The sequence below is a fragment of the Thiomicrorhabdus marina genome, from assembly GCF_017571465.1.
In the GTDB taxonomy this organism is placed as follows: domain Bacteria; phylum Pseudomonadota; class Gammaproteobacteria; order Thiomicrospirales; family Thiomicrospiraceae; genus Thiomicrorhabdus; species Thiomicrorhabdus marina.
The window spans coordinates 82,898-107,789 of record NZ_JAGETV010000003.1 but is presented as its reverse complement, the minus strand read 5'-3'; the positions used below and the strand labels follow the sequence as shown (position 1 = coordinate 107,789).

Annotated in this window: 24 protein-coding genes; 7 read left to right on the top strand and 17 right to left on the bottom strand. The window is 44.8% G+C overall.

What is annotated here, in order from left to right:
• Positions 1 to 57: 57 nt before the first annotated feature.
• Positions 58 to 954 (top strand): tetratricopeptide repeat protein, encoded by an 897-nt coding sequence (locus J3998_RS02840; protein ID WP_243750566.1) that lies wholly within the window; start codon positions 58 to 60, stop codon positions 952 to 954.
• Here J3998_RS02840 and J3998_RS02835 read toward each other — a convergent pair.
• The 6 genes from J3998_RS02835 to J3998_RS02810 all read right to left on the bottom strand — a co-directional run bounded on the left by J3998_RS02835 (position 951) and on the right by J3998_RS02810 (position 5,679).
• The gene (locus J3998_RS02835; protein ID WP_208147592.1) at positions 951 to 3,104 is read right to left on the bottom strand and encodes a putative bifunctional diguanylate cyclase/phosphodiesterase; all 2,154 of its coding nucleotides are present in this window, start codon (positions 3,102 to 3,104) and stop codon (positions 951 to 953) included. The two genes, J3998_RS02840 and J3998_RS02835, sit on opposite strands and share 4 nt — an antisense overlap.
• A gap of 15 nt (positions 3,105 to 3,119) precedes the next feature.
• On the bottom strand, positions 3,120 to 3,779 hold the full coding sequence (locus J3998_RS02830; protein WP_208147590.1) for a histidine phosphatase family protein: 660 nt from the start codon (positions 3,777 to 3,779) through the stop codon (positions 3,120 to 3,122).
• Positions 3,780 to 4,110: 331 nt separating this feature from the next.
• The gene (locus tag J3998_RS02825; RefSeq protein WP_208147587.1) at positions 4,111 to 4,407 is read right to left on the bottom strand and encodes a hypothetical protein; all 297 of its coding nucleotides are present in this window, start codon (positions 4,405 to 4,407) and stop codon (positions 4,111 to 4,113) included.
• 70 nt (positions 4,408 to 4,477) lie between these two features.
• Positions 4,478 to 4,717: a DUF2798 domain-containing protein gene (locus tag J3998_RS02820; protein WP_208147577.1), complete on the bottom strand. Its 240-nt coding sequence runs from the start codon at positions 4,715 to 4,717 to the stop codon at positions 4,478 to 4,480.
• A 63-nt stretch (positions 4,718 to 4,780) separates the two neighbouring features.
• Positions 4,781 to 4,945: a hypothetical protein gene (locus tag J3998_RS02815; RefSeq protein ID WP_208147575.1), complete on the bottom strand. Its 165-nt coding sequence runs from the start codon at positions 4,943 to 4,945 to the stop codon at positions 4,781 to 4,783.
• Positions 4,942 to 5,679 carry a lipoprotein intramolecular transacylase Lit gene (locus J3998_RS02810; protein WP_208147573.1) on the bottom strand — a complete coding sequence of 246 codons (738 nt, stop codon included), beginning with the start codon at positions 5,677 to 5,679 and terminating at the stop codon, positions 4,942 to 4,944. The genes J3998_RS02815 and J3998_RS02810 overlap by 4 nt, the downstream gene beginning before the upstream one ends.
• Before the next feature lie 116 nt (positions 5,680 to 5,795).
• Between J3998_RS02810 and J3998_RS02805 the strand changes: the two genes are divergently transcribed.
• Complete coding sequence (locus tag J3998_RS02805; RefSeq protein ID WP_208147571.1) at positions 5,796 to 6,335, top strand: YaeQ family protein; 540 nt, start codon at positions 5,796 to 5,798, stop codon at positions 6,333 to 6,335.
• 5 nt (positions 6,336 to 6,340) lie between these two features.
• Here the strand turns inward: J3998_RS02805 and J3998_RS02800 are convergent, their stop codons facing one another.
• The 4 genes from J3998_RS02800 to J3998_RS02785 are packed head-to-tail and all read right to left on the bottom strand — an operon-like array spanning position 6,341 to position 10,978.
• Positions 6,341 to 7,549, bottom strand: coding sequence for an ABC transporter permease (locus J3998_RS02800; RefSeq protein WP_208147569.1), 1,209 nt, complete (start codon positions 7,547 to 7,549; stop codon positions 6,341 to 6,343).
• Positions 7,546 to 8,265 carry an ABC transporter ATP-binding protein gene (locus J3998_RS02795; protein ID WP_208147567.1) on the bottom strand — a complete coding sequence of 240 codons (720 nt, stop codon included), beginning with the start codon at positions 8,263 to 8,265 and terminating at the stop codon, positions 7,546 to 7,548. The genes J3998_RS02800 and J3998_RS02795 overlap by 4 nt, the downstream gene beginning before the upstream one ends.
• The gene (locus tag J3998_RS02790) at positions 8,262 to 9,548 is read right to left on the bottom strand and encodes an efflux RND transporter periplasmic adaptor subunit (protein ID WP_208147565.1); all 1,287 of its coding nucleotides are present in this window, start codon (positions 9,546 to 9,548) and stop codon (positions 8,262 to 8,264) included. The genes J3998_RS02795 and J3998_RS02790 overlap by 4 nt, the downstream gene beginning before the upstream one ends.
• Before the next feature lie 2 nt (positions 9,549 to 9,550).
• Positions 9,551 to 10,978 (bottom strand): efflux transporter outer membrane subunit, encoded by a 1,428-nt coding sequence (locus J3998_RS02785; protein WP_208147563.1) that lies wholly within the window; start codon positions 10,976 to 10,978, stop codon positions 9,551 to 9,553.
• Positions 10,979 to 11,369: 391 nt separating this feature from the next.
• Between J3998_RS02785 and J3998_RS13590 the strand changes: the two genes are divergently transcribed.
• Positions 11,370 to 11,765, top strand: a complete 396-nt coding sequence (locus tag J3998_RS13590; RefSeq protein ID WP_481924055.1) for a VF530 family protein — start codon at positions 11,370 to 11,372, stop codon at positions 11,763 to 11,765.
• Between the two features lie 20 nt (positions 11,766 to 11,785).
• Here the strand turns inward: J3998_RS13590 and J3998_RS02775 are convergent, their stop codons facing one another.
• Positions 11,786 to 12,649 (bottom strand): LysR substrate-binding domain-containing protein, encoded by an 864-nt coding sequence (locus J3998_RS02775; RefSeq protein WP_208147561.1) that lies wholly within the window; start codon positions 12,647 to 12,649, stop codon positions 11,786 to 11,788.
• A gap of 101 nt (positions 12,650 to 12,750) precedes the next feature.
• Between J3998_RS02775 and J3998_RS02770 the strand changes: the two genes are divergently transcribed.
• A complete protein-coding gene (locus J3998_RS02770) occupies positions 12,751 to 13,779 on the top strand; it encodes a YeiH family protein (protein ID WP_208147559.1) in 1,029 nt (342 codons plus the stop codon).
• A gap of 5 nt (positions 13,780 to 13,784) precedes the next feature.
• On the opposite strand, the gene J3998_RS02765 is transcribed toward J3998_RS02770, so the two are convergent.
• Positions 13,785 to 14,546 carry a class I SAM-dependent methyltransferase gene (locus J3998_RS02765; RefSeq protein ID WP_208147557.1) on the bottom strand — a complete coding sequence of 254 codons (762 nt, stop codon included), beginning with the start codon at positions 14,544 to 14,546 and terminating at the stop codon, positions 13,785 to 13,787.
• A 161-nt stretch (positions 14,547 to 14,707) separates the two neighbouring features.
• On the opposite strand from J3998_RS02765, the gene J3998_RS02760 reads away from it, so the two are divergent.
• Positions 14,708 to 15,994: a leucine-rich repeat-containing protein kinase family protein gene (locus J3998_RS02760; protein ID WP_208147556.1), complete on the top strand. Its 1,287-nt coding sequence runs from the start codon at positions 14,708 to 14,710 to the stop codon at positions 15,992 to 15,994.
• Between the two features lie 34 nt (positions 15,995 to 16,028).
• On the opposite strand, the gene J3998_RS02755 is transcribed toward J3998_RS02760, so the two are convergent.
• From J3998_RS02755 to J3998_RS02735, 5 genes are all read right to left on the bottom strand, one after another.
• Positions 16,029 to 16,526: a hypothetical protein gene (locus tag J3998_RS02755; RefSeq protein WP_208147555.1), complete on the bottom strand. Its 498-nt coding sequence runs from the start codon at positions 16,524 to 16,526 to the stop codon at positions 16,029 to 16,031.
• Between the two features lie 56 nt (positions 16,527 to 16,582).
• Positions 16,583 to 16,921 carry a nucleotidyltransferase family protein gene (locus tag J3998_RS02750; RefSeq protein ID WP_208147554.1) on the bottom strand — a complete coding sequence of 113 codons (339 nt, stop codon included), beginning with the start codon at positions 16,919 to 16,921 and terminating at the stop codon, positions 16,583 to 16,585.
• Positions 16,911 to 17,330: an HI0074 family nucleotidyltransferase substrate-binding subunit gene (locus J3998_RS02745; protein ID WP_208147553.1), complete on the bottom strand. Its 420-nt coding sequence runs from the start codon at positions 17,328 to 17,330 to the stop codon at positions 16,911 to 16,913. The genes J3998_RS02750 and J3998_RS02745 overlap by 11 nt, the downstream gene beginning before the upstream one ends.
• A 27-nt stretch (positions 17,331 to 17,357) precedes the next feature.
• On the bottom strand, positions 17,358 to 21,062 hold the full coding sequence (gene metH / locus J3998_RS02740; protein WP_208147552.1) for a methionine synthase: 3,705 nt from the start codon (positions 21,060 to 21,062) through the stop codon (positions 17,358 to 17,360).
• A 281-nt stretch (positions 21,063 to 21,343) separates the two neighbouring features.
• Positions 21,344 to 22,588 carry a diguanylate cyclase gene (locus J3998_RS02735; RefSeq protein ID WP_208147551.1) on the bottom strand — a complete coding sequence of 415 codons (1,245 nt, stop codon included), beginning with the start codon at positions 22,586 to 22,588 and terminating at the stop codon, positions 21,344 to 21,346.
• 276 nt (positions 22,589 to 22,864) lie between these two features.
• On the opposite strand from J3998_RS02735, the gene trmA reads away from it, so the two are divergent.
• Entirely contained in the window at positions 22,865 to 23,947 is a 1,083-nt protein-coding gene (gene trmA, locus J3998_RS02730) for a tRNA (uridine(54)-C5)-methyltransferase TrmA (RefSeq protein WP_208147546.1), read from the top strand.
• Between the two features lie 125 nt (positions 23,948 to 24,072).
• Complete coding sequence (locus J3998_RS02725; RefSeq protein WP_208147544.1) at positions 24,073 to 24,837, top strand: sulfite exporter TauE/SafE family protein; 765 nt, start codon at positions 24,073 to 24,075, stop codon at positions 24,835 to 24,837.
• The last annotated feature ends 55 nt before the right edge of the window (positions 24,838 to 24,892 follow it).

The window sequence follows — 24,892 nt, the reverse complement described above, 5'->3', positions numbered from 1 at the left end:
GCGTCTATGTTAGGGTTAATTGGTGATATTACTTAGCAATTAACCGGAATTGATTGGATGAAAACGATTTGTAGTCTAAAAATAACACTTTCACTAATGCTATTGATGTTGATGCCATGGGCGCAAGCGGCACAGATGCATACCAAAGAAACGCAAGAGGTCGAGAATTTGCAAGAGCCGTTGTATAACCCGTTTGTCGAGCGCTATGTGATGGACGAATTAAAGCAATTGCGCACGGATATGAATGATTTGCATGTTGAAGTGACCAAGGAAATCACCAACCGTGAATTGGCGGCGACCACCCGAGCGGTCAGCTATGCAACCGATACCATTACCTACTTTTTCTATTTGATTGCCGGGGTTAGTTCGGTATTGGTGTTGGTCGGTTGGAATTCGATTCGCGACGTGAAAGATAAAGTGCATGTGCTTGCCAATACCAAAATTGACGAGGTGGTGACCGAGTATGAAGGCCGTTTGGCTAAATTGGAAGAAGAACTGAATCGCAAATCCCGAGGTATAACCAGTGCCCAGAAAAAGATTTCTCAACATCAAGACATCTACAGTCTATGGTTGAAGGCTGGGCAGGAACAAGTTCTCAGCAATAAGGTTGAAATCTACGACCAGATTCTAGAGCGGGATCCGGAAAATGTTGAAGCCATGACCTATAAAGCCGATGTTGTCTTGGATATGGACGAGCCGCACTGGGCCATTTCACTATGTAATCAGGCATTGCGTTTGAATTCGGAAAACAGTCATGCCAACTATCAATTGGCGAGCGCTTACGCGATTCTGGGGGCGTTAGACAAGGCGGTGCAGTTTTTGAGTAAGTCGTTGGACGGTGCGGAAGGGAATGCCGAAACGATTTTCCAAGACCCGCATCTAGTCAATTTGCAGGACGATCAGCGCTTTATTTCATTATTGCGACGTTACGATACCGATTTTCAAGCAGCTTAAATTGTCGAGTGTTGCGATGGCAGATTCTCTAGCCATTCTTGATGTGGAATCGGTTTGGCGTACAGATAGCCTTGAATAATCGCTGAGCCGAACTGCTGGATAACCGCTTCCTGTTCTTTGGTTTCCACGCCCTCGACGACCACTTCAAGGTTAAAGGTTTGTGCCATTTCGAATACCGCTTTTACCAGTGTCCAATCTTCTTTATTGCTGGTGATATTACGGACAAAGGTTTGATCAACCTTGATTTCATTAACCGGCAAGCGTTTCAGATAGTTCAACGACGAATAACCGGTGCCGAAATCATCAATCGAGAAATGCGCGCCGAGTGCCTTTAGATGTTTCATCTTATTGATGACGTCGACAAAGTCATTTAAGAAAACACTTTCGGTTAACTCTAATGTGACTTGCTGTGGATTGACGCCGGTTTTTTTGAACACCTGTTGCACATGATTCAAAAAATGAGGATGGGCGAAGTGATGGCCGGATATATTAATGGAAATACGCATGTCGATGCCGTGTTTGGCTTGTTCGCTGATGAAGTTGCAGACTTGGGTCAGCATCCATTTATCAAGAGTGATAATCAAATTGGATTGTTGTTCTGCTAAGCCGATAAAAATGTCAGGACGAATCCAGCCGCGTGTTGGGTGGTTCCAGCGAATCAATGCCTCTGCTCGCGGAATCGTGTTGTTTGAATGTACTTGCGATTGCAGATAGAAGGTTAGCTCGTCATTTTCTAATGCCGATTCAAGATCTTTTAGAAGGGTAAACTGCTCGGTGACCGCTTCCGATAAGGCTTCGTTATAAACAACATAGCGGTTATTGCCGAGAGCCTTAGCGTTATGCATGGCAATCATTGCATTACGAATCACCTCTTGACTGCTTTCAGTGTTGTCAGGGAAACAGACAATTCCTTGGCTCAGGGTAACGGTGATTTGCTCGTTTTGAATGTTCAAAGGCGCACTGAACAAATGCTGTATCGTTTCGCCAAAAGCAGAGGTATTCTGCACTAATTGAGTATCAACTTTATCGATTGGTTCGATAAGAATAAAGAACTCGTCTGAACTGCCGCGGAAAATCAGATTGTTCTCTAAGGTGCAATGCTGAAGACGTTTAGCAACCGCCATTAGCAATTGATCGCCGAAGTCGTAGCCTAGGGCATTATTGAAAACCTTGAAACCGTTGATATTGAGTTTTATCAGTATGCCTTTGCTGCGATTCCGTTTGGCTTTGATAAGGTGATTTTGCAGCTCTTTTTTTAACATCTGCATATTCGGCAATTTTGTTAATTCATCATAAAACGCCAGTTGGAAAATCTGTTGTTCTTCCTCTTTATTCAGTTCTAGAGTGCGCTTGAATTTAAGGACTGCATTCGCCAATTGGTGTAGTTCACCGCGGGTACTTTTTAGCATGATGCGTAATTCGCCGAGGCGAGGAATATCATCCCGGTAGGAGGCCAAGCTGCGTAATGAGGTCATAATGGTTCGTAAGTAGCCAGATAGTCGCAAAGCAGACAAAATTGCCACCAATAGCGCAATAAGCAAACTGGCGGCCCCCCAAAAGTAGACGGTATTGAGAGACTGTTTAAAATCATCTTGAATTTGCACGAACATATAATCGGAATATACCGATAAAGTATTCGAGAGTTTATTGGACTGCGTCACGAACTGAAAATACGCTTTTTGTGCCGAGTGAATATAAGTTCGAGCGGTATTGGCATCAATCACGACGATGTCGGATGCCATAACGGCAAAGTTCTTGAAGTCATCAAACTTTTGATGCCATTCATCGATGTTGAAACCGGGTAGTTGCAATCTACTCAGGCGCCTTTGCAGTGAATCCATTTCGCTTTCAACTTTGGCTAGGTCATCGACCATACGTGATTGAATGCGATAGGCTTGCGCTTGTGTAAGTTGTTGCTTGTCCGTGGTAATTAACAGCTCGTTCAGATTGTTGTATTGGGTGCCGACTTCCTCGATAAACAACATGGTGTTATGTAGGTCGAAGACAATCTGTTTAATGGCTCTCTCATTAGCGGCTTGAGAGCTGGAAATTTGGTTCAGCATGAAAGTGTTAAATAGGCTAACCAACACCAGCACCGTCAGCGCTGGAAATAGAAAGAGCAATAAAGTGGAGAGTCTTAAACGCATCATTGTCAGTTAAGCTCTTTACTTTAGCTGTTCTAATAAAGCTGGCCAATCTCCTGGACGGATACTGCCTAAATATTCAAACTGGCTATTCCCTTGCGGTTTAAAGATCACCAGAGTTGCTTCTTCGGGGAAATAATTGATTAAGTCCATCATATTCGGGGCATGCGCAACGAGAACTCGGTTAGTGCCGAGAGGCTGTGGCTCAGAGATAAGGCGGCGGGTATTAGCGATGACCGGTTTTTTCTCTGCCGAGGTCATGGTGCCTGTATACATCAATTTATTATCCAGCTGGTAGTGGCCAAAAGCATTTTCAGCAGAGTTTTTGGCACGACACATCGGGCTGGCAAAAACATCGCCGATTGGAATTCGCGCTGCGCGTACATAGTTGCCGACACGTTTAGTGACTGCAACCCCTTTTTGGTCGAGAACTCGCTGGGTTGAGCAGTCGTTTAAATCGACTTTTGGGGCTTGATCCGGACGGCTGTTATCGGTATTGCCGTGGCGCATATAGATAACAAATCCACCGGTTTGTAGTTGCTGAATTAACTCGGGAGTAACAATTTTTTCGTTGAATTCGGTTTCTTTGTCGGCACAGTGTGCAGAAAAAGCCAATAACCAACCTGCGAGTACTAATAACCAGAAGTAAGCAAAATGGTTGATTTTGGTATGAAAATTCATGCCTTCCCCTTATTTGGCGTAATTAAGGAGACACAGAATAAGTCCAAATGACTTCAGGCACAGAACAATTTGGCTGAACAAGGCGGTTGTTTGCAGTCATGTCTAGACCTGACAAAAACAAGCAACACAGCGCAGCTAAATTATTCAAAGCCTCTAAGGGCGAGGCTTGCAAATCCTCGCTGAAGTCAATGGGGGACTTGTTCTGTGTCTCCTTAGATAAATGACCTATTAAAATTAGGGTAGTTATTGTAAGGCGTCAAGCACTTAGCGTTAACTTTTCTAAGTAAGAAGACGCATACTCAACTCACATCAAGAAAGTCATTGTGTTGCCCTATTTTGAGAAGGTTTCATTCCGATTACGCCAGATTTTCGCAACCGCTTTATCACTGCCAGCAAATGCCACAATCAGACAGATTAAACCGATGCCGGCAAATAGAATGACAGGAAACAGTCCTGCTAGTTGGTTAATGGAAATCGAAAAATATAAACCGATGCCGGACAGTAGTAAAAAGAGCAGACCCATGACATACAGAACAGTGCGGTGTGACCGGCTGTATTCATATTCACCTTCGGCGTTTTCAAGTGCGGTAAAAAGAGGGGAGGCGAGTTTTCGTAACAGTTGTTTCATAGGTGTTCGCTATCGTTTAATCAAGTTAATAGCTAGATTACTGGAATTATCACAGGAATAAAGCTTAATTTTATTGGTGATGCTCAATTTTACGAATCAACCGGTTGCTTATTCTGCGTACGATTGGCGCAACAAATAACACTGATGGAAAGGCGATAATAAAAGCGGTCCACCAAGCATGGAACCAAATCATTAAAAAGTTTTCCGGAATGCCTACGTTTAAAGCACTGATGACGCCGGACATTAAAAAAGACATGAATAGCGCCATGAAAAATGCAACAACGATATGCTGGTGGCGAGGATGTATCATGCTTCACTCCAATTTAGTAAATGAAGTGACTATGGTAGCAAAAAGTGTAATTGTTGCTACACTTTATTGCTCGGGTTGAATCTTACGAAGTCTATAGCGTGGTGAATGTTCATATAAATCGTCCCAACCTTCGTCGGAGATAGGATCATCTTCTATCCGTTCATAAGGTGTTTCGTCACGAACCCATTCGTAACCGAAAAGCCGGAAAATTGCATTCAATAAACTCATTCGTGTTGTGCCTGCTTTGTGAAATAATTCATTATCCAGTGTACGGCAAGATACAGTATTAATGCCGTTAACAATAGGCTTGCTGCAATCCAAGCAAACAAGTCCGGTGCTTTCATCATAGTTGACATCAGCGATTCTTGGTAATAGAAGAACCATTGATGGTCGTCCGGAAAAATCCAGATATGCATTTGGTAAAACACCTTTTTGGCACCGATTATCAGCACAACGGCTATCGCGACACCCAAGCCGATAATCAAGTTCAGCAGGCTATTCTTGGTGTTAATAAAAGTTGTCTTGCTGTGAGTAACGATTAAGTAACTGACCACCAGCCATACTGCCCATAACCAGAGTGCTAACTTGTTTAATAAATCAATTAAATTGGCAACATCTTGCAGATGGATGATCTCAGGCGATCTTAATAGCGGTACCATGCCTTTCGAGGTTGGATAGGTTAAATCTTGTAAACCTTGCCCATGTTGATGAATCGCTTCGACAATGCCGGCAAACATCGCAAAACGGGTTTCTCGGTCGGTTAAGGCAAACTCATGTCGAAATTTGTTTAATGGACTGTAGTGATCGATATTTGCGCCTATACTCGCGTAGTCATGCCAAAGCGGGTACAGAAAATTGAACTGTGCCAAAAGATGCCAGCCGAGCCAGAGGCAAAGCGTTAAGGTTAGCCACACCCAGATAAAACGGTATAGAGACAAAGAAAGCGTTGTTGATGTTTTCATCCGAGCATAGAAAATCTTGAGCAAAGTGACATTCTAACAGAGCGAGTTGGGCATACTTGACGCGTTTTTTATGGCATGATGTGCGCCTGTTTTTTCAACCTTGAAAAGGGATTCCGGTGGCGCTAAAACCAACTGTCTATAAATTTAAAATTTCGTTATCCGATTTAAATCGTTCGCACTTTGATGCCTTGAACTTAACGGTTGCCAAACATCCATCGGAAAATGATGAACGGATGATGGTTCGTTTGTTAGCTTACTGCATCAATGCCCAAGAGCGTTTGCAGTTCGGAGCCGGGTTGAGTGATTCGGACGAACCGGCGATTTCGGTCACCACGTTAGATGAGCAAATCGCCTTGTGGATTGATGTTGGCGAACCGGCAGTGGATCGAATAAAGAAAGCGGCGCGAAAAGGGCGACAGGTGAAAGTCTATAGCTTCAATACCAAGTCCGATGTTTGGTGGGAGCAAGGGATAATGCAATTCGGGCAATTAGCGGCCGACTTCTATCGTTTTGATTGGAGTGAAATCCAAGCCTTTTCGGCCATGCTAGAACGCACCATGGATTTCTCGGTCACGATTAGCGGTAACTCGGCCTATATTGCTACCGCTAAAGGCGAGTGCGAAGTGCATTGGGAGATTTTGCAGGAACACCATTAAGGTGGCTATTCATGTCGCAAGGCGTCAATTGGATTGAGTCGAGCGGCATTTCTGGCAGGGAAATAGCCGAAGACGACGCCGACCATGGCTGAGAACACAAACGCCAGAGTGACAATGGCATAGTCAATAATCAAGGGCACGCCCATGAGCATACTGCCGAAGTAGGAAGCGCTCAGTGCCAGAATAATACCGATAATTCCTCCTAGCGAAGAAAGTACGATGGCTTCTACCAGAAATTGCCACAGTACTTCTCTTTCCAAGGCGCCAATCGCCATACGAATACCAATTTCTCGGGTTCGTTCGGTAACCGACACCAGCATAATATTCATAATGCCGATGCCGCCGACAATCAGGCTAACAGCAGCAACGGCTCCTAATAGCATGGTCATCACTCGGGTTGTTCCGGTTAAGGTATTGGTGATTTCTTGGGTGTCCATAACCGAGAAATCACTCTTCTCGTTATCACTTAAATGGCGGCGGTCACGCAATAACATGGTGATTGCACGATTGACGACATCGGTATCGATATCCGGTTTAACCGAAATACGAATCATGCGTACGTCTTGATTACCGGTTAAACGGCGCTGTACGGTTTTAATTGGCATAATGATTGTGTCATCTTGATCACTGCCCATCATGGATTGCCCTTTGCTCTGTAATAGGCCAACCACTTCACAGGAGAAACTGCCAAGGCGGATTTTCTCGCCTAATGCATCTTCGTTATTGAATAGCTCTTTGCTGATGGTTTTGCCGATAACGCAAACGGGTTTGCCGGATTTTAGTTCGGTTTCGGAGAATTGCCTGCCCTCGGCAAAGCTCCAATTACCGGTCTGAAAGTAGTCATTGTTGGTTCCGGTAATCGTCGTTGACCAGTTATCATTGCCGAATACAGCGGTAACACTTGCGCTTGCAGTGGGGGCGACAGCGACGATAGATGCGACACCATTACGGATTGCTTCAGCATCCTCAAGTGAAAAACTTTTCGCGCCGCTGGAATCACGTCCTGGCCCCATGCGCTGCCCGGGACGAACCATTAATAAATTACTGCCTAAGCTGGATATTTCTGCCGTGACTTTGGCAGTCGCACCATTCCCTAAGGTAACCATAGTGATGACCGCCGCGACACCGATAATAATGCCGAGCATGGTTAAGATTGAGCGCATTAGGTTGCGTCGAATCTCTCTAATGGCGAGTAAAAAAGCATTCCAAATCATGATTTAGGCTCCTGATAGGCATCTTGCTCAACAAGGCCGTCGACAAAGTGAATTAGCCGATTCGCATAAGCCGCCATCTCTGCCTCGTGGGTGACCATTAAGATCGTGATATTTAAGTCGCGATTCAGGCGGCTAAGCAGTTCCATAATTTCCTGACTGCGCGCAGTATCCAAGTTTCCGGTTGGTTCATCTGCGAGCAGAACTTTGGGATTGGTGACCAGTGCGCGTGCAATGGCAACGCGTTGTTGTTGTCCGCCGGAAAGTTCGCCGGGAGAATGGTTTTCCCATTCTTCAAGCCCGACCAGTTGCAGAGCTTTGCGTGCCGCAGTTTGTCTCTCATGGCGTTTCATGCCTCGATACAGCAAGGGTAATTCTACGTTTTCAATCGCTGTAGTGCGCGCCAGTAGATTAAAGCCCTGAAACACAAAGCCAAGATAATTTCGGCGTAATAGCGCGCGTTGATCACGATTGAGAGATTCGACATGCACGCCTTGAAAAAGATAATGACCGGCAGTGGGCGTATCCAGACAACCTAGGGTATTCATAACAGTCGATTTGCCTGAACCACTTGGTCCCATAATCGCCACAAACTCACCTTCATGAATGACAAAATTTACGCCTTTTAATGCCTGAAATTCCGAAGTGCCTTTGCCATAGGTTTTTATCACTTCGGAAAATTCAATTAGAGCTGGCTCGGTGGCGTTTGTGCTACTCATTTTAGCGGCACCTCAACACCAACGATTAAGCTGTCGCCGGTAGCGAGATCACTTTCTAGCACTTCAACCATTTTGCCGCTACTTTCTCCGGTTTTGATTAATAACGCTTGCGGTTGACCATCGACCAGCTGCCATACTTGTTGCATTCCTTGCGGCAGTTCTTCTTTTTTAACCGTCATTGCTTCACGGCGACGTGGCCGTGGAGTCAAGGAATCAATCAGGCTTTGGGATTGTACTTCCGTCCCATTGCCTAATAGTTCTGGAGTAAAACGTAAGGCGGCAATCGGTATCAGTACAACATTATTACGCTCTTTGACGAGTATTTCAGAGGTTGCCGTCATGCCGGGGCGAAGTTGTAATTTAGGATTATCTACCGTAAGTAGTGTGGTGTAAGTCACCACGCCATCGGTGCTTTGTGCGCCATAGCGTACTTGCTTGATTGTCGCTGGAAACTGTTGATTTGGGTAGGCGTCAACGGTGAAGGTTGCTTTCTGTCCACTCTCGACCAAGCCGACATCGGCTTCATCGACATCAACTTGCAGTTCCATCTGACTCAGGTCTTCGGCAAGTGTGAATAGAACCGGAGCGGTCATGGAGGCAGCGACAGTTTGCCCCACTTCTATCGAGCGAATCAATACGATTCCGTCAATCGGCGAGACAATATCCGCTTTGGCTATATCGGTTAAGTTTTGTTCCAAACTGGCCTTGGCTTGCTCTACTTGCGCTTGCGAAGTCTGTTTGGCCGCCTTGGCTCTTTTTAGACTGGCTTCGGCGGCAATCATATCTGCCTGTGCAGGTAGTTTACCGTCGCTCATTTTACGGACTTTCAATAAGCGCTGATGTTGAGCTTGAGCTTCTTGCAAGGTGGCTTCTGCTTCTAAGACTCCGGCTTTTGCAACTTGTAAAGCGGCTTTGGATTGTAAAACCTGCGCTTGTAGTTTTTCGGTGTTCAAATGTGCTAATAGTTGGCCGACGTGAACTCTATCGTTGTAATCGACTAATACCTGGTCGATGGTGCCAGATAGTTCGCTGCCGACTTCAACTTCATTGGTTGGTTGCAAGGTTCCGGTTGCTGTGACGGTGACTCGAATGTCGCCTTGGGAGACTCTACCTAAACTGTAGATTGGCTTTTGTACTGCTGAACCCGCGCTATAAAACCAAGCGCCGATCAAGCCCGCAATAAGTAAGAGCGTAATGAATAACCAAGTCAGCCATTTAGGGTGAGGTTTTTTATCGAGTTGCAGTTCTTTCTTTAGCTGTTCTGTTTGATTCGTGTCTGACATGGCTATTGTTCTCCGACCGATTGCACGGCTTGTTGCATTGCCCAGTCTCCGGCAATGGCTTTGGATAAGGTAATGATTTGTGCAAGTTCTGCGACTTGCGTTTCGATGATCTGTTTACGGAGCGTCAATCGTGTGCGCTGAGCGGTGAGCACATCGGAAAAACTGATTGCACCAGCCTGATATTGAATCAGCGCTAATTTCTCTTCTTGTTCGGATGCGAGCAGTGCTTGCTGCAAGGCCAGATAGCTTTGTCGCGTATTATCTAAGTTTGCCAAAGCATTCTCAGTTTCACGGAGCGCTTCCAGTACGGTTTTGCGATAACTAAGTATAGTTTGTAGCTCGATTTCTTGCTGTCGTTCCAGTTTTGCATCCAACTGTCCGCCATCGAAAATGGTTTGCAGTAAGCTTGCCGAAAGCGAGGTAGCGAGAGCATTAATATTAAATAGGTCGCTTATGGAGGTGGCACTCCAACCAATTTTGCCGCCTAAAGAGAAGTTCGGTAATCGATTCCTGTCAGCAAGTTCGGTTTGCGCAATTGCAGCCATGACGCGTTGTTCGGCAGCTCTTATATCTGGCCTTTGACGTAGTACTTCAGCCGGTAGCGGCATAAATACTGACGACGGAATTTGTGGTATATCGCCGGGCTCTGTTAAGTATTCAGGTAGTTGTTCCGGTTGACGTCCGAGCAATACCGCCAGCTGGTATTGGCTTTCAATAATGGTCTGCTGAATAGATGGAATGCTGGCAACCGTTTGCTGATAGCTGCGTTTGGCTTGTTCCAAGTCCAGTTGTGAAACGATCCCTGCTTGTTGTTGCCATTCGACTAACTGCAAGGTTTCCTGCCAGCTTTGCAAACTGTCTTGGGTCAGGTGCAATTGCTTCTGGCTGTTGCGTAAAGCGATGTAATTGGAGGCGACTTCTGCACTTAACGTGATTAAGGCATCGGCATAATCAGCATAAGCTGCTTTGCCTTCGGCGTCTGCTGCGGCAAGTGTACTTTGTCCTGTACCGAAAAGATCCGGCTCCCAACTCGCATCTAATACTGCTGAGTAAGACTGACTGCTGTCACTGGGATTAAAGCTTTGGCTTACTCCGCTGCCCAAATTAGCGGATAAAACCGGCAAAAGACTGCCTTGAACTTGTTTTCGATAAGCGCGTGCAGCGCGAATTGCGGACTGTGCTGAAAGCAGGTCAGGATTAGATTTGATTGCTTCGGCTATCAGATTATTAAGTGTTGTATCTTTTAGCTGAAACCACCAAGGGTTTTGAATGCCGGTCATCGTTTTTGCTGTTATTGCCGCATGGCTATTTTGCCAGTTTAACGGGGCCTGCTCTTTCGGCATATCTCGCATTGGAGTATTCGAACAGCTACTTAACAGCGCCACCGCGATAAGGTTAAAAACCAGTGTGAATTTTATTCTCTTCTCCAATGGCATAATCTCCTGAGCGCAAACGCAGATAATTTCGATGTGAGTGCGTTTTATCTAATTTAATGAGAAACCCTGATAAAGTCACTGCAAAAATGACCGATGTCGCATACAACACAGCCAGCGAATATAAGTTAACACTGATTTTTGGCAAGATTATGCAAACAAATAGGAAAGCGCTGCTTTAAGTAGGGACGGGATAAAGCTAAGCAAGCGCAGAATAAGCCCCCATTGACTTCAGCGAGAAGTTTGAAGAGATAAATTTTAGGCGGCGTTTCTCTGAGATTGCCGTGCATATAGATAGGCGTCGAATAGTTTCTCGGTTGCTATTAATTGAGATTTAGCCTCAATTGCCAATAATGTAAGGGAGAAGAAATTTTGCAGGAGAAAGCCGGTGGCTGATAAAAATACAGACAATAAACCTAAAACACTTAAGTTAAAAGCGCAGCAGGGCTCAGCAGAAAAAGTAACCGTGCAGGTGATTAAAGCTAAACAGACGGTAACACAGGAAGCCAAGTCAAAATCCAATAAACCGAATTTACGGCAGACGTCCTCTCAGCGTAATAACCCTTTGCATGGCATTACCTTAAAAAGCATTGTTATAGAATTGCAAGAGTATTATGGCTGGGAAGGTTTGGCGCAAAAAACGCGAATGAATTGTTTTAAAAGCAATCCAAGTATCAAATCGAGTTTAACTTTTCTGCGTAAAACCGATTGGGCACGCGATAAAATCGAACAGCTTTATCTGTTTACCCAGCGAGAAATCCAACGTGCGCGAAAAGATAAGTAACAGAACCGCGCTTTAGAGTATTAAATCAATTTCTGAATCCAATGGTTATTGGCTCCAAGTTCCGGTAAGAGAAGGGAAAGAGGGCGAATAATCTGCTCTTTTGGCCGCAAAGCCTGCCAGTGAATGGTCGATGGAAGCGTGTCTACCGCAAGTTTGGATATAAGTGCAATACCGAGTCCGACACGCACCGCCTCTTTAATCGACTCGGTACTATAAAGTTCAATAATTGGTTCAAAATTCAAACCTTTGTGTTTAAACGCCAGTTCAATTATTTCCCGCGTTCCCGAACCCTGTTCGCGCATAATCAGCGGATAGTGAATAAGTGACTTTAAGCTGATTTCTGCCTGTTTAGCTAAAGGATGATCCTTAGGCATTATGACAATCAACTCATCCTGTTTCCAAGAAGAAGGGGAGTAACCGGTATTACGAATGCCTTGTACCCTGCCTTCCACAAAAGCGGCGTCCAGCGTATTGAGTTGGCTCAGCACTTTCTGGGTGTTGCCGACTAATAGATCAATTTTAATCATTGGATAAGCCTGATGACAGCGTGCAATCAGCGTCGGTAACGCATAGTTGGCAATAGTGGCGGTTGCGCCGACCTTTAAGGCAATAGTTTGATTCTGTTCCATTTGCATACGGAAGGTTTCAGCATCAATTAACAGTTTTGCTTGTCGCTGTGCGTAGGGCAGTAAAGATTTACCTAATTCGGTTAGTTCGATTCCAGCGCCTTTGCGCAGATAAAGCGGTTCCGAAAATGCATCCTGCAAAGCTTTAAGTTGTCCTGAAATGGCAGGTTGCGAGCGGTGTAAGGCCTCTGCTGCCAGAGTAATGTTGTTCAGTTCGGCAACCTTAGCAAAGGTCTGTAGATAGCTGGCTTTTATCATCAGTTTTTCCGATAATTAAAATTAATTAATAAGATTTTACAATGGTTTGCCGTCGATAAAATGACTTCTAACACAAGGTAGTTATTTTAGGAGCCAGTCTTATGTTTTCAGCAACGCAACGGGGACACACCCTTAACGGTATTTTATTGGTCGCTTTATTTGCCATCGCGGCCTACTCCATTTCACAAACTTCATGGGTGATGGCCTTAGGGCTCAGCCCGCTTATTGTCGGAATTTTGCTTGGCGCAATTTATGGCAACACGCTGCATCAGAATATCCCTGTGGAATGGCATGCTGGTATCAGTTTTTCGGCTCGCAAAATTTTGCGTCTTGCAATTATTCTGTACGGTTTTTCGATTACCTTTCAGGAAATTGTTTCCATCGGCTGGCAAGGCGTTGTGCTTGCGGCGATCGTTGTTGCAACGATTCTAGCGGTCGGTTTTTGGATTGGAACCAAAGTGCTCAAAATGGAACCGGAAACGGCTTTGTTGACCTCTGCCGGCAGTGGCATTTGCGGTGCGGCAGCGGTATTGGCATTGGAACCGGTTACCAAAGCACAAAGCCATCAAACCGCTGTTGCGGTAGCCACCGTAGTGGTGTTTGGAACCTTAGCGATGTTTCTCTATCCGGTTTTGGATGGTATGCAATTATTTGCCTTGAGCGACAAAGCGAAAGGGCTCTATTTTGGGAGTACTCTGCATGAGGTTGCGCAAGTTGTTGGTGCCGCTAGCGAGCTACCGGAAATCGCACAAGAATACGCAGTAATCGAAAAAATGACACGTGTGCTAATGATTGTTCCGGTGATTTTGATTGTCGGGTGGTTTATGGCGCGTCGTGTCACGGCCTCTGCTGGCAAGCAATCATCGCTAGTCGCTTCGATTCCTTGGTTTGCGGTCGGTTTTCTGGCAGTAGCCGGATTCAACTCTCTGGATTTGCTAGCAAGAGAATGGGTTGTTGCCATTCACCAACTGGATACTTTTCTATTGACTATGGCGATGGTCGCTTTGGGCATGGAAACGCAAATCAGTAAAATGAAGCAGGTTGGTTCCAGCGCTTTTATTCTCGCCGCAATCCTGTTTGTCCTCCTGATGTTTGGCGGTTATTTCTTAGTCAAACTATTAGGGGTTTAACCCGGTCAGGCAATTTTTCCAGCTCTAACCGAAATAGGCCAAGATACTTTGTGTGTTTTCGCTCTATTTCCCCAAGACCTTTCCAACTGTTCAAAGAATAAAGTAAAAGCCGTTACTTCTTGTCGTTCTTGCGCTTTTTTATAGGCGCTCCAAGTACGAATGTAGCCGATAAATTCATCCAAGTTCATTTCTTTGTGAATAAAGGTCTCGGGAAAGTCGATTTCTTGAAAGGGGAAGGGCAGTTCAATATAACCGTTTTCCACGTGTTTTCGTTCATCCGGCCAGTACTGGTGAATTTGTTGCCAGTAACCTTGTTGAAAGACGGAATTGACGCTCGCTTCTATATAAGGAACCCCATAGCTGATAAGAGCGATAACGGCATCCTGCACGGCAATCCGCTTAACTTCTTGATAAAAGCTGTCCAAGTTAAACCAATGTGCTGCTTGGGCGACCACAACCAAATCAACAGAGTCATTTTCTAAACGGGTATCTTCGGCAGATTCGTGCAAATAGCGAATGTTCTCTGCAGTTTGCGCAAATTCCAACTGGCTTCTGCTGGTGTCGGTTCCGATCACTGAAACGAAATGTTTGCTTAATAAATATGTGAGTTGCCCAGTCCCGCAGCCGACATCTAAAGCGGTTTGATGATTTTGGCAGAGTTGCGAAAGCGCCGTGGCTAATTCTTGGGGATAAACGGGCCTATAGGTGGCATAGTTTGCACCATTGTTTTCAAATAAGCCGATGTTTTGATTGTCGAATAATGTCATAAAATAGTGCATTGCCCAATGCGGTTATCGAATAGATGTTAATTTTAGCGAATAGAGTCGCATAACGTCGCTATCTTTGACTTCAAGTGATGTGCACTGGATAGGTGGATACAAAAATATAGGCAAAGCTCACCTGCAGACAAAATAATAGGAACTCAATTTTGAACGATATACAACAGCGGATTCAACAGCAGCTTGATGTGCAGAAAAACAGTGATGGTTTGTTACGAATTCAACTTTCGGAGAACTTAAACGAGTTTCCACCAGAGCTTTATGCGCTCACCAATTCACTGGAAATTCTTGATTTAGGCGGCAATAACCTGAGCACTTTGCCGGGTGATTTACCGCGTTTCAAAAAACTGAAAATTCTATTTGCCTCAAATAATCCGTTTACGGAACTTCCTGAGGTGTTGGGGCAATGTCAGAATTTAGAAATGATTGGTTTTAAAAGCTGTCAGATTAAACGGGTTTCTGAGAATGCCTTGCCGCCTAAATTGCGTTGGTTGATTTTGACCGATAACCAGATTGCTCAATTGCCGGACTGTTTTGATAAAACACCTCGACTACAAAAGTTAGCCTTAGCCAGTAATCAATTGGTGGCTCTGCCAACCACTTTGGCGAGCTGTGAGCGTTTAGAGTTAATTCGTATCTCGGCCAACCGGCTAACGGAATTTCCGGATGTGTTGGTAAAAATGCCAAGCTTAGCGTGGTGTGCCTATGCGGGTAATCCGTTTTGCCGAACTGAACCGACTGCGCAAGATGAATTATTGCTTTCCGAGCTCGAAGCGTTTGAGCTCAAAGAGCTATTAGGGCAGGGGGCGTCAGGGCATATTTATCTGGCAGAAGAACTTGAAACCGGCGCGCACAAAGCGGTCAAAATTTTTAAGGGCGACGTCACTAGCGACGGCTATCCCGAAGATGAAATGCGTGCCTGTATTTCTGCCGGAACGCATCCGAATTTAGTTAATGTTGAAGCCAAAATTCACGGTGAAAAACTCGGGTTGGTAATGGAACTGATTCCAAGCCATTATCAAAATCTGGGACTGCCGCCGAGTTTGCAAAGCTGCACCCGCGACCAGTTTGCCGAAGGCTTTTCTTTAACCCAAACCACCTTGCTGAAACTACTGCAACAAGCCACCTCTGCACTGCATCACCTGCACCAGCAAGGATTGGTGCATGGTGATTTTTATGCACACAATGTGCTGATTGATAAAGGCGGGCATTTACTGCTGGGTGACTTTGGCGCAGCATCGCATATGAACAGCCTAACCGCCGAACAAATTCAAGCTATGCTCAGAATCGAAAAACGCGCCCTAGCGCATTTTATTGAAGATCTATGGAAACAAACCGATGTGGATAATGCATGTGCAGAACAGTTGCAAACTTGGCATCAACAACTGCTAAATGATGAGATTGAACTGGCAGACTTATTACAGAAAATGGGTTGAATAAAAAGCAATGGAGTCTGCCCCCCATAGCTTTTTAACATTTAAGTTCAAGTTTGTTGTGAGCGTTTAGTTTTGACTTGAACTTAATTTCGATTTTGGAAAACCACCAATAAAAAATTACAACTTCTATTCCAGATAAAATTCCATAAGGAATAAATTGGATTGTCGAATTAAAACTTTCAGGTTCCACTACTAAGACAAGAATGGGAATGCTTATTAATATTCCACTAGCAAGGCGAAAAATTCCGATTATGTTTGAACTTAGTTCATGGAAAATCGAGATAGTAAAGTTTAATGTACTTTGGAATTTACTTGTTGGATTAATATAAAAATATTTATCAGTATAGTGAAGTGTGGCAAAAAGAATTGGAGGAATTATACTGTAATACAAAAAAATTTCAGGAGCTAGTAGGCCTGATATTGTTTTTTCAAGTTCATCTTCCCCGCCAATAATGTAAGCAATTAAGACCGGAATACCACCTGTAAAAATAATGACTATTATTTCTCGAATTATGAATAAAAATTCTTTCATGGTCATAACTTGTTATTAGCCTAATTTTGAGTACAGATATATTGCGATACTGAAAGCTATGGGGTCAGACTCGATTGCTTTTGCAAAGTGATTGGCTTTTTATCCCGCTCAATAATTTCTCTAAATGAATCACTGACAGAATTAAAGTCTACTATATCCACCATAAATGGCAATTTGGATTCTTCAAATTCGTATTTAAGACGGCTAATAATTTTGCTGTCGAGGAGCGATTGGCATTCAATTGCCAAATCAAGGTCGGATTGATAGGTGGCCCTGCCTTTGGCGCGACTGCCAAAGACCCAAACAGAGCAATTTTCTGGTAGGTAATTTGCCAGAATAGCTTGAATAATCTCTCGTTCAGCAGGCGTTAAGCCAAAGTCAATGTCAGAAGTCATTGCGCTCCTGAAGGCTGTTCAGCAGGTATTGCATTTCTTGATAAAACGGCGGTAGTTCAGTGACGACTTTAATGGCTTTATTTTCGTCATAGCCATGAGACGTGACATTACGGTTATCGCGATATTGCCACCATTCATCCCAACTGTTTTTCAGTAGCCCTTTGCCGTAAGCGGTACGAATCAGATTTTGAAAACTGAGCTCTTTAATTTCCGTAGGATTTTCTGAAGTTAGAGCCAAGTAACGTTTAATAAACTTCGCTGAAAGGTCATAACAATATTCAAAACGCTGAATACAGGAATCACGGACAAATTCATTGCTAGTGTCTTTTTTGTATTCATTTAAAGCTACTGATAATGAATTAATGGCTTTGCTTAGTACGGTTAAATCTAACTGATTGGGTGATTCCATAATCTTCTAACCTCTCGGTTTTTTATATTACTGCGCAAAGTCTTCAGGGTCATATCCAAGATTCGGTGCTAGCCATTTCTCGGCTTCTTCGATGCTCCATTTTTTACGCTTGGCGTAGTCTTCGACCTGGTCGCGACCGACCGAACCGACACCGAAGTATTTCGATTCTGGATGCGAGAAATAGACACCGGAAACCGCCGCGGTCGGAGTCATGGCGTAGCTAGAGGTTAGGTCTAGACCAATCGCTTCCGACGGTTTCAGTAGTTCCCAAATGGTGCCTTTTTCGGTGTGTTCCGGACAGGCCGGATAACCCGGCGCAGGGCGAATCCCTTGATAACGCTCTTTAATAAGGTCTTCGTTATCTAAAGCTTCGTCTGGCGCATAGCCCCATTCGTCTTTACGCACCATTTCATGTAGCGTTTCGGCAAAGGCTTCGGCAAAACGGTCAGCCAATGCTTTCAACATAATCGCTTCATAGTCGTTGTGTTCGGCTTCAAATTCCGCTGCTTTTTCGTCACAACCGATACCACCGGACACCGCGAATAGACCAACATAGTCAGCAATGCCAGTCTCTTTTGGTGCTACATAATCGGACAAACATTGGTTGTAACCGCCACGTTTTTTCTCCGCCTGTTGACGCAGATTATGCAGCACAGTCAGCACTTCGGTGCGCGACTCGTCAGTATAAACTTCAATGTCATCGCCAATCGCATTCGCCGGATAGAAACCGTAAACCGCTTTGGCGGTCAGCCATTTTTCGGCGATGATTTTTTCTAGCATCTCTTTGGCATCGGCATAGACCTTACGCGCTTCTTCACCGACCACCTTGTCATCCAGAATACGCGGGAAGAGGCCATGTAGCTCCCAAGATTGGAAGAACGGTGACCAGTCAAAACGCTCTAGCAGTTTTTCCAATGGGAAGTCTTCAATGACGCGTTCACCTAAGAATGAAGGTTTTACCGGCCGGTAATCTTTCCAATCAATGTCAATTTTGTTTTCACGCGCCTTATTAATAGGCACACGTTTTACCTGCTTGGCACGGGCTTTACGCTCTTCACGCACGGTTTCGTATTCGGCACGAATCTTCGCGGCAAAGTCGGCTTTCAGATCGTTAGAAATCAGACTTTGCGCCACACCCACCGCACGCGATGCATCCTTAACGTACACTACTGGATGATCGTATTGTGGCTCGATTTTCACTGCCGTGTGCGCTTTAGATGTGGTCGCACCACCGATAAGCAGAGGTAAATTCATCCCGCGTTCTTTCATCAATTTGGCGACATTGACCATCTCTTCCAGCGAAGGGGTAATCAAGCCAGAAAGCCCGATTACATTCGCGCCTTCGGCTACCGCTGTATCGAGAATTTTCTCGGCAGGCACCATTACACCAAGGTCGATCACCTCGAAGTTATTACATTGCAGAACTACGCCGACAATGTTTTTACCGATATCGTGCACGTCGCCCTTAACGGTCGCCATAACGATTTTCCCTTGCTGCTGACCTTCGGTTTTCGCCGCCAGCAGATAAGGGTCAAGATAGGCGACTGCACGCTTCATAACGCGCGCCGATTTCACCACCTGCGGCAGGAACATTTTCCCTGAACCGAACAGATCACCGACCACGTTCATGCCGTCCATTAACGGGCCTTCGATAACGGCTAGACCGGAGCCGAGTTTTTGATAGGCTTCTTCGGTGTCTTCTTCGATGAAATCGGTAATCCCTTTGACCAGCGCGTGCTCCAGACGTTTCTCAACCGATTCTTCACGCCAAGCGGTATCTTGCACCTTACCCGCTGCTGAACCATCGCCACGGAACTCTTCAGCGACTTCTAGCAGACGCTCACCGGCTTCAGGGTCTTTATTCAAAATCACGTCTTCTACGGCTAAACGTAGTTTTTCAGGTAAGTCATCGTAAATCGCCATTTGACCGGCGTTAACGATACCCATGTCCATACCTTCTTTAATTGCGTAGTACAGGAATACCGAGTGAATCGCTTCACGCACCGGATTATTACCACGGAACGAGAAAGAGACGTTGGAGACACCGCCGGAAATCTTGGCGTGCGGCAGATTGGCTTTAATCCAAGTGACCGCGTTGATAAAGTCCAGACCGTAGTTATTGTGCTCTTCAATACCTGTCGCAACCGCGAAGATATTCGGGTCGAAAATAATGTCTTGCGGTAGGAAACCAACCTTATCAACCAATACGCGATACGAACGCTCACAAATCTCGATTTTGCGCTCAAGGGTATCGGCCTGACCGTCTTCATCGAATGCCATAACAATGGTCGCTGCACCGTATTGTTTTACCTTGCGTGCGTGTTCGATAAAGGCTTCTTCGCCTTCTTTCAACGAGATGGAGTTGACCACCCCTTTACCTTGAATGCACTTTAGACCGGCTTCAATGACGTCCCATTTTGAGGAGTCAATCATAATCGGCACGCGCGATGCTTCCGGTTCTGAGGCAAGTAGATTGAGGAATTTGACCATGCACGCCTTGGCATCCAGCATCCCTTCGTCCATATTGACGTCGATAATCTGTGCGCCGTCTTGCACCTGCTTCACGGCAATCTCGATGGCTTCTTCGTAGTTTTCTTCGATAATTAGACGTTTGAACAGTGCCGAACCGGTGACGTTATTACGCTCACCGACATTGACGAACAGAGAACTTTCATCAATATTCAGCGGCTCAAGACCGGATAGGCGGCAAGCTGGATTGACTTCTGGCAATTCGCGACGCGGATGCGCTTGCGCGGCTTCAGCCATCGCTTGCACGTGGTTAGGAGTCGTACCACAACAACCACCAATAATATTAATCCAGCCACGCTCTGCCCAAACGGCGATTTCTGCCGCCATTTGTTCCGGCGTTTCGTCGTATTCCCCAAACTCGTTCGGCAGACCGGCATTTGGGTGAATCGACACATAGGTTTCACACACGCGGCTTAGCTCTTGTACATAAGGACGGAGTTCTTCAGGCCCTAGCGCACAGTTTAAGCCGACCGAAAGTGGTTCGGCGTGCGCCACCGCATTATAGAAAGCTTCAGTGGTTTGGCCGGAAAGGGTTCTTCCACTTGCGTCCGTTATCGTCCCACTTAACATAATTGGCACTTCATAACCAACTTCGATTTCCACTTCTTTCACCGCGAAAATGGCGGCTTTGGCGTTTAGGGTGTCGAAAATGGTTTCAATCAGAATGGTATCGACGCCACCTTCAAGTAATGCATGAGTCGCTTGTTTGTATGCTTCAACCAGTTCGTCAAAAGAAGTATTACGGAAACCCGGGTCATTGACATCTGGCGAAATCGAGGCTGTCCGGTTTGTTGGCCCAAGCACACCGGCGACAAAACGCGGTTTGCCGTCTTCCGATTCAGCAATCTCACAGGCTTCACGTGCGACTTTGGCGCAGGCAAGGTTAAGCTCCGTGACCACCTCTTGCATGTCGTAATCGGCTTGGGCAATGGTGGTGGCGTTGAACGAGTTGGTTTCAACTATGTCCGCCCCTTGACGTAAGAAAGCTAGATGGATGTCGCGAATCACTTCCGGCTTGGTCATTGCCAAAATGTCGTTATTGCCTTTGATGTCCATGTGGTAATCGGCAAAACGCTCGCCACGGAAATCCTCTTCCGTAAGGTTCATATTTTGAATCATAGTCCCCATAGCGCCATCTAGAATGACGACTCTTTCGGCAAGAAGTGATTTTAGTAATGAAATACGATCCGCGCGTGAACTCATGAAAATCTGAACCCTGAATAAGCTGTAAAAATAATTGGCCGTATTTTAACTGATTTAGACAGCAAACGCTCGCAGTTGAGAGAATGGGCATTAAGGAAGGTTTAGAATATATCTGTATTGGTTTCAGCGCAGTTACTTTATAGGTGGCTTCCACGTTTGTATCGCACGGTATTGTTTTAGTGGTCGAATCGTTTTGTATCGATTAATGATTGTTAAAGTGCGTTTTCGAGGGTTTTTAACAGTTGTTGTCTATTGTGTCTCTAGGCGGTTTTAAAATAGGTTTAACAATGAGAGAGTTTATTGCGCCCATTATTTTTGGAGCGGTAGAGAGCTTCGTCAGCAAGATTAAAGGCTTGGTCAATGTTCATACCGGAAGAGCACAGACCGAGACTGACAGTAAATTGTATCTTGGTTGCGATATCGGATTCGGTTTCAATATGGATTCGAAATGCTTCGCAACGCTGTTCAATTTGATCGAGGTTGCTTAGTTCGCCAAAGACACAAAACTCTTCTCCTCCAAACCGTGCAACCAAGTACTCTGAAAAAAACTCTTGTAGTTGTTTTGCTACAAAGATAATCGCCTCATCGCCTTTTTGATGTCCATAGGTATCGTTTACCTGTTTAAAGTGATCAATGTCAGCCATCAATACAAAGAAAGGTTTTTGTGCCTGCTGTAACTTGGCGAATTTTTTTTCTGCTGATTCAAAGAAGTAGCGTCGATTGAAAATTTTGGTTAGTGCATCGGTTCGTGAGATATCTTCAATCGCGTGGTAAGAGTCGCTTAACTCGATGTTCTGTTTTAAACGAACATAAAATTCTTCTGCGGTAAAAGAGGTATTAAAAAAGTCGTTTACCCCATATTTCATCATTTTGATTGCGCTGTAAATATTTTCGCTAGATTCGCAAATCATCATCGGCAGTTGATTTAAATTGTAGCCCTGCCTTACCTCCTCGATAAATTGATAGACGGCTTCTTGTTTTAGATTGGTGGCGTCTTCAATTAAGATAATATTGGGTGTTTCTGAGGTGAGTTGCTGCTGAATTTTTTCTGGTTTTTCAAAGGTTTGAACCTGATAGCGTTGCAGGTGAAGCATGTTGATTAGTTTTTGTGCGTAATTTGACTGGTTTGAGGTTAAAAGCCAGACTTGGCGTTGCGCATTTTGGCTGAGATTGAGCATTATATTGACCGCATAATCTAGCGCGGCAGGACTGTCTTTCATTACAAAATCAGCAATCTTCTTATAGTGGTTACCGCCATCTTTGCCATCATAAAAACTGGCACTAAAAACGACCGTGGGGATATGCTGCTGTAATAGATACTTGATGGTTTCTCCATGTGGCGCATCGGCTAGATTTTGGTCGCATAGGGCAACTTCAATCGTGACCCCCGTTGCAAGTAACATTTGGGTTTCAGCAAGACTATGGCAAATTTTTATGGGCAGAGTCGATTGCACGCTAAGTTTTTGTTTCAGAACTTGAGCGATGGATTTTTGGTCATCAACAATCAAAAAAACTGGCTGGGACATCTTAAATGCTCATTACTTGTTAAATAAAATTTACTCCAGTATAAGTATTTTTGAGTGAGAATTACAGTTAATTTAAGTATTAATACTTAATCAGGCCAATTGCCCTTAACTTTTTCAGTGTCGATAATTCGTCTGTTATATAAAGGCGGGGCAAATGCGATCAATATCAAACCCTAGTTAAGTTATTTCAGTGTTTCCTTTAATTTCGCTTTTAATGACTTGTTATAATACCGATTTTTGTGTTCGCCAAGCTCTGGCGCAACGGAACGAATTGTTATGCTGTGCCAAGTTTTTCCTGAAAATTACTCGCAACAACTGGCCGAGAAGGTCGAACGTCTACAAGGTTTATTACCGAAAGCGCCAAACTTGCAGGTTTTTGAATCGCCGACTGAACATTATCGTGCACGTGCTGAATTCCGTATTTGGCATGAGGAAGACGATAGCTTCTATATTATGTTCGATCAGGAGAATAAGCGGAAGGTGCGAATCGATTCGTGCCCGATGGCGCTTAAGTCGATTGCTGATTTAATGCCAAAGCTGATGGACGCGCTGAAAGCCAATGAAGCCTTACGTAGAAACTTATTTGAAGTGGATTTTTTGGCCACCCTATCTGGTGAAATGCTGGTTACGTTGATTTATCGTCGCAAAATTGAAGGGGATAATGAATGGCTAGAAGCTGCGCAGGCTCTAAAAACACAGTTGCCGATTAACCATATTATGGGTCGTGCGCGTAAGCAGAAAATTCTATTAGATCAGGATTTTGTCACGGAAACGCTGCATGTTGATGGCAAAGACTTCCATTATCAACAGATTGAAAACAGCTTTACTCAGCCAAATCCTTATGTCGCACAACATATGCTGCATTGGGCGCGCTCGGTTTCCGGCAAGTCGAACGGTGATTTAATTGAACTGTATTGCGGTAATGGGAATTTTTCGATTGCTTTGGCTGATTGTTACCGCAAAGTTCTGGCAACGGAAATCTCGAAAACCTCGGTGGCTTCCGCGCAAATTAATATTGCCGACAACGGCATCGACAATTTGCAGATTATTAAGATGGCGGCGGAAGAAGTCACCGAGGCGTTTGGCGGGCGCGAGTTTAATCGTCTAAAAGGTGTGGACTTAGACAGCTACGACTTTAGCACCATTTTTGTTGATCCACCGCGTGCCGGATTAGACGATTTAACCAGAAAGATGGTTTGCGATTACGACAGAATTATCTATATTTCCTGTAATCCAGAAACCTTAGCACGCGATTTAGAAGTCTTGACCAAGACGCATAATATTGAGCAAACCGCGCTGTTCGACCAATTTCCCTATACACATCACATTGAAAGCGGTGTGTTTTTAACGCGAAAATAATAAATATAAGCATTTAATGATACCGTCACGATTAGTGATAGGGGCTTTGGCTACAATAGTCGGCAAATATAATAGTTAGCTCAAAAGATTTAAAAATAGGTTTTTACAGATTTTAGGAGACCATTATGGTTTTAGCCTGGATTGGCGCTTTATTTATCGGGATTACCCTCGGGCTGTTAGGCTCAGGCGGATCGATTCTCACCGTACCGGTACTGAATTATGTGGTTGGTCAAGAGACCAAAGTAGCGATTGCCGGTTCCTTGATGATTGTCGGGATTATTAGTCTGTTCTCGTTGATTCCCTATGCGAAACAGAAATTAGTCGACTGGCGTACGGTGTTTATGTTCGGTATTCCGGGTATGGCCGGTGCGGTTTTTGGTGCTTGGACCGCCAATTTTGTTACCGACGCAGTGCAGATGTTGATTTTCACCGCGCTGTTGCTGATTGCCGCTTATTTAATGTATAAGCCGGTTAAGTTATCGGACGAACCGCATGAACCTCGTGCTTTCTATAAAATTGCTATCGACGGTTTTGTGGTTGGTGGCGTCACCGGTTTAGTCGGTGTCGGCGGCGGCTTCCTGATTATTCCAGCGTTAGTGTTGCTTGGCGGCCTGTCAATGCGCATGGCGGTCGGAACCAGTTTGGTGATTATTGCCGCCAAATCTTTCGCCGGCTTTGCGGGTTATCTGCCGGTATTGGAAAAACTCAATCTGCAACTGGATTGGAACATCATCTGGATTTTCTCGGCAATTGGTATTCTAGGCGGTTGGATTGGGCATAAGATCAGCTCAAAAATCGACCAAGGTGCGCTTAAGAAAGGCTTCGCCGTGTTTATGATTCTAATGGGACTGTTTATTCTTTATAAGAACGTTCCGGCATTGCTTGGTTAAGTAGCAGGCTTGTGTGAAGAGAAATAAAAACGGCGCCAATTCGGCGCCGTTTTCG

What these genes read in the sequence shown, in the direction of transcription:
- J3998_RS02775 (WP_208147561.1), bottom strand. Translation starts at nt 12,649, where the DNA reads ATGATAAAAGCCAGCTATCTACAGACCTTTGCTAAGGTTGCCGAACTG.
- J3998_RS02835 (WP_208147592.1), bottom strand. Translation starts at nt 3,104, where the DNA reads ATGATGCGTTTAAGACTCTCCACTTTATTGCTCTTTCTATTTCCAGCG.
- J3998_RS02825 (WP_208147587.1), bottom strand. Translation starts at nt 4,407, where the DNA reads ATGAAACAACTGTTACGAAAACTCGCCTCCCCTCTTTTTACCGCACTT.
- J3998_RS02755 (WP_208147555.1), bottom strand. Translation starts at nt 16,526, where the DNA reads ATGAAAGAATTTTTATTCATAATTCGAGAAATAATAGTCATTATTTTT.
- J3998_RS02735 (WP_208147551.1), bottom strand. Translation starts at nt 22,588, where the DNA reads ATGTCCCAGCCAGTTTTTTTGATTGTTGATGACCAAAAATCCATCGCT.
- J3998_RS02830 (WP_208147590.1), bottom strand. Translation starts at nt 3,779, where the DNA reads ATGAATTTTCATACCAAAATCAACCATTTTGCTTACTTCTGGTTATTA.
- J3998_RS02840 (WP_243750566.1), top strand. Translation starts at nt 58, where the DNA reads ATGAAAACGATTTGTAGTCTAAAAATAACACTTTCACTAATGCTATTG.
- metH (WP_208147552.1), bottom strand. Translation starts at nt 21,062, where the DNA reads ATGAGTTCACGCGCGGATCGTATTTCATTACTAAAATCACTTCTTGCC.
- J3998_RS02770 (WP_208147559.1), top strand. Translation starts at nt 12,751, where the DNA reads ATGTTTTCAGCAACGCAACGGGGACACACCCTTAACGGTATTTTATTG.
- J3998_RS02725 (WP_208147544.1), top strand. Translation starts at nt 24,073, where the DNA reads ATGGTTTTAGCCTGGATTGGCGCTTTATTTATCGGGATTACCCTCGGG.
- J3998_RS02815 (WP_208147575.1), bottom strand. Translation starts at nt 4,945, where the DNA reads ATGAGTTTATTGAATGCAATTTTCCGGCTTTTCGGTTACGAATGGGTT.
- J3998_RS02790 (WP_208147565.1), bottom strand. Translation starts at nt 9,548, where the DNA reads ATGTCAGACACGAATCAAACAGAACAGCTAAAGAAAGAACTGCAACTC.
- J3998_RS02795 (WP_208147567.1), bottom strand. Translation starts at nt 8,265, where the DNA reads ATGAGTAGCACAAACGCCACCGAGCCAGCTCTAATTGAATTTTCCGAA.
- J3998_RS02750 (WP_208147554.1), bottom strand. Translation starts at nt 16,921, where the DNA reads ATGACTTCTGACATTGACTTTGGCTTAACGCCTGCTGAACGAGAGATT.
- J3998_RS02820 (WP_208147577.1), bottom strand. Translation starts at nt 4,717, where the DNA reads ATGATACATCCTCGCCACCAGCATATCGTTGTTGCATTTTTCATGGCG.
- J3998_RS02810 (WP_208147573.1), bottom strand. Translation starts at nt 5,679, where the DNA reads ATGAAAACATCAACAACGCTTTCTTTGTCTCTATACCGTTTTATCTGG.
- J3998_RS02765 (WP_208147557.1), bottom strand. Translation starts at nt 14,546, where the DNA reads ATGACATTATTCGACAATCAAAACATCGGCTTATTTGAAAACAATGGT.
- J3998_RS02745 (WP_208147553.1), bottom strand. Translation starts at nt 17,330, where the DNA reads ATGGAATCACCCAATCAGTTAGATTTAACCGTACTAAGCAAAGCCATT.
- J3998_RS02800 (WP_208147569.1), bottom strand. Translation starts at nt 7,549, where the DNA reads ATGATTTGGAATGCTTTTTTACTCGCCATTAGAGAGATTCGACGCAAC.
- trmA (WP_208147546.1), top strand. Translation starts at nt 22,865, where the DNA reads ATGCTGTGCCAAGTTTTTCCTGAAAATTACTCGCAACAACTGGCCGAG.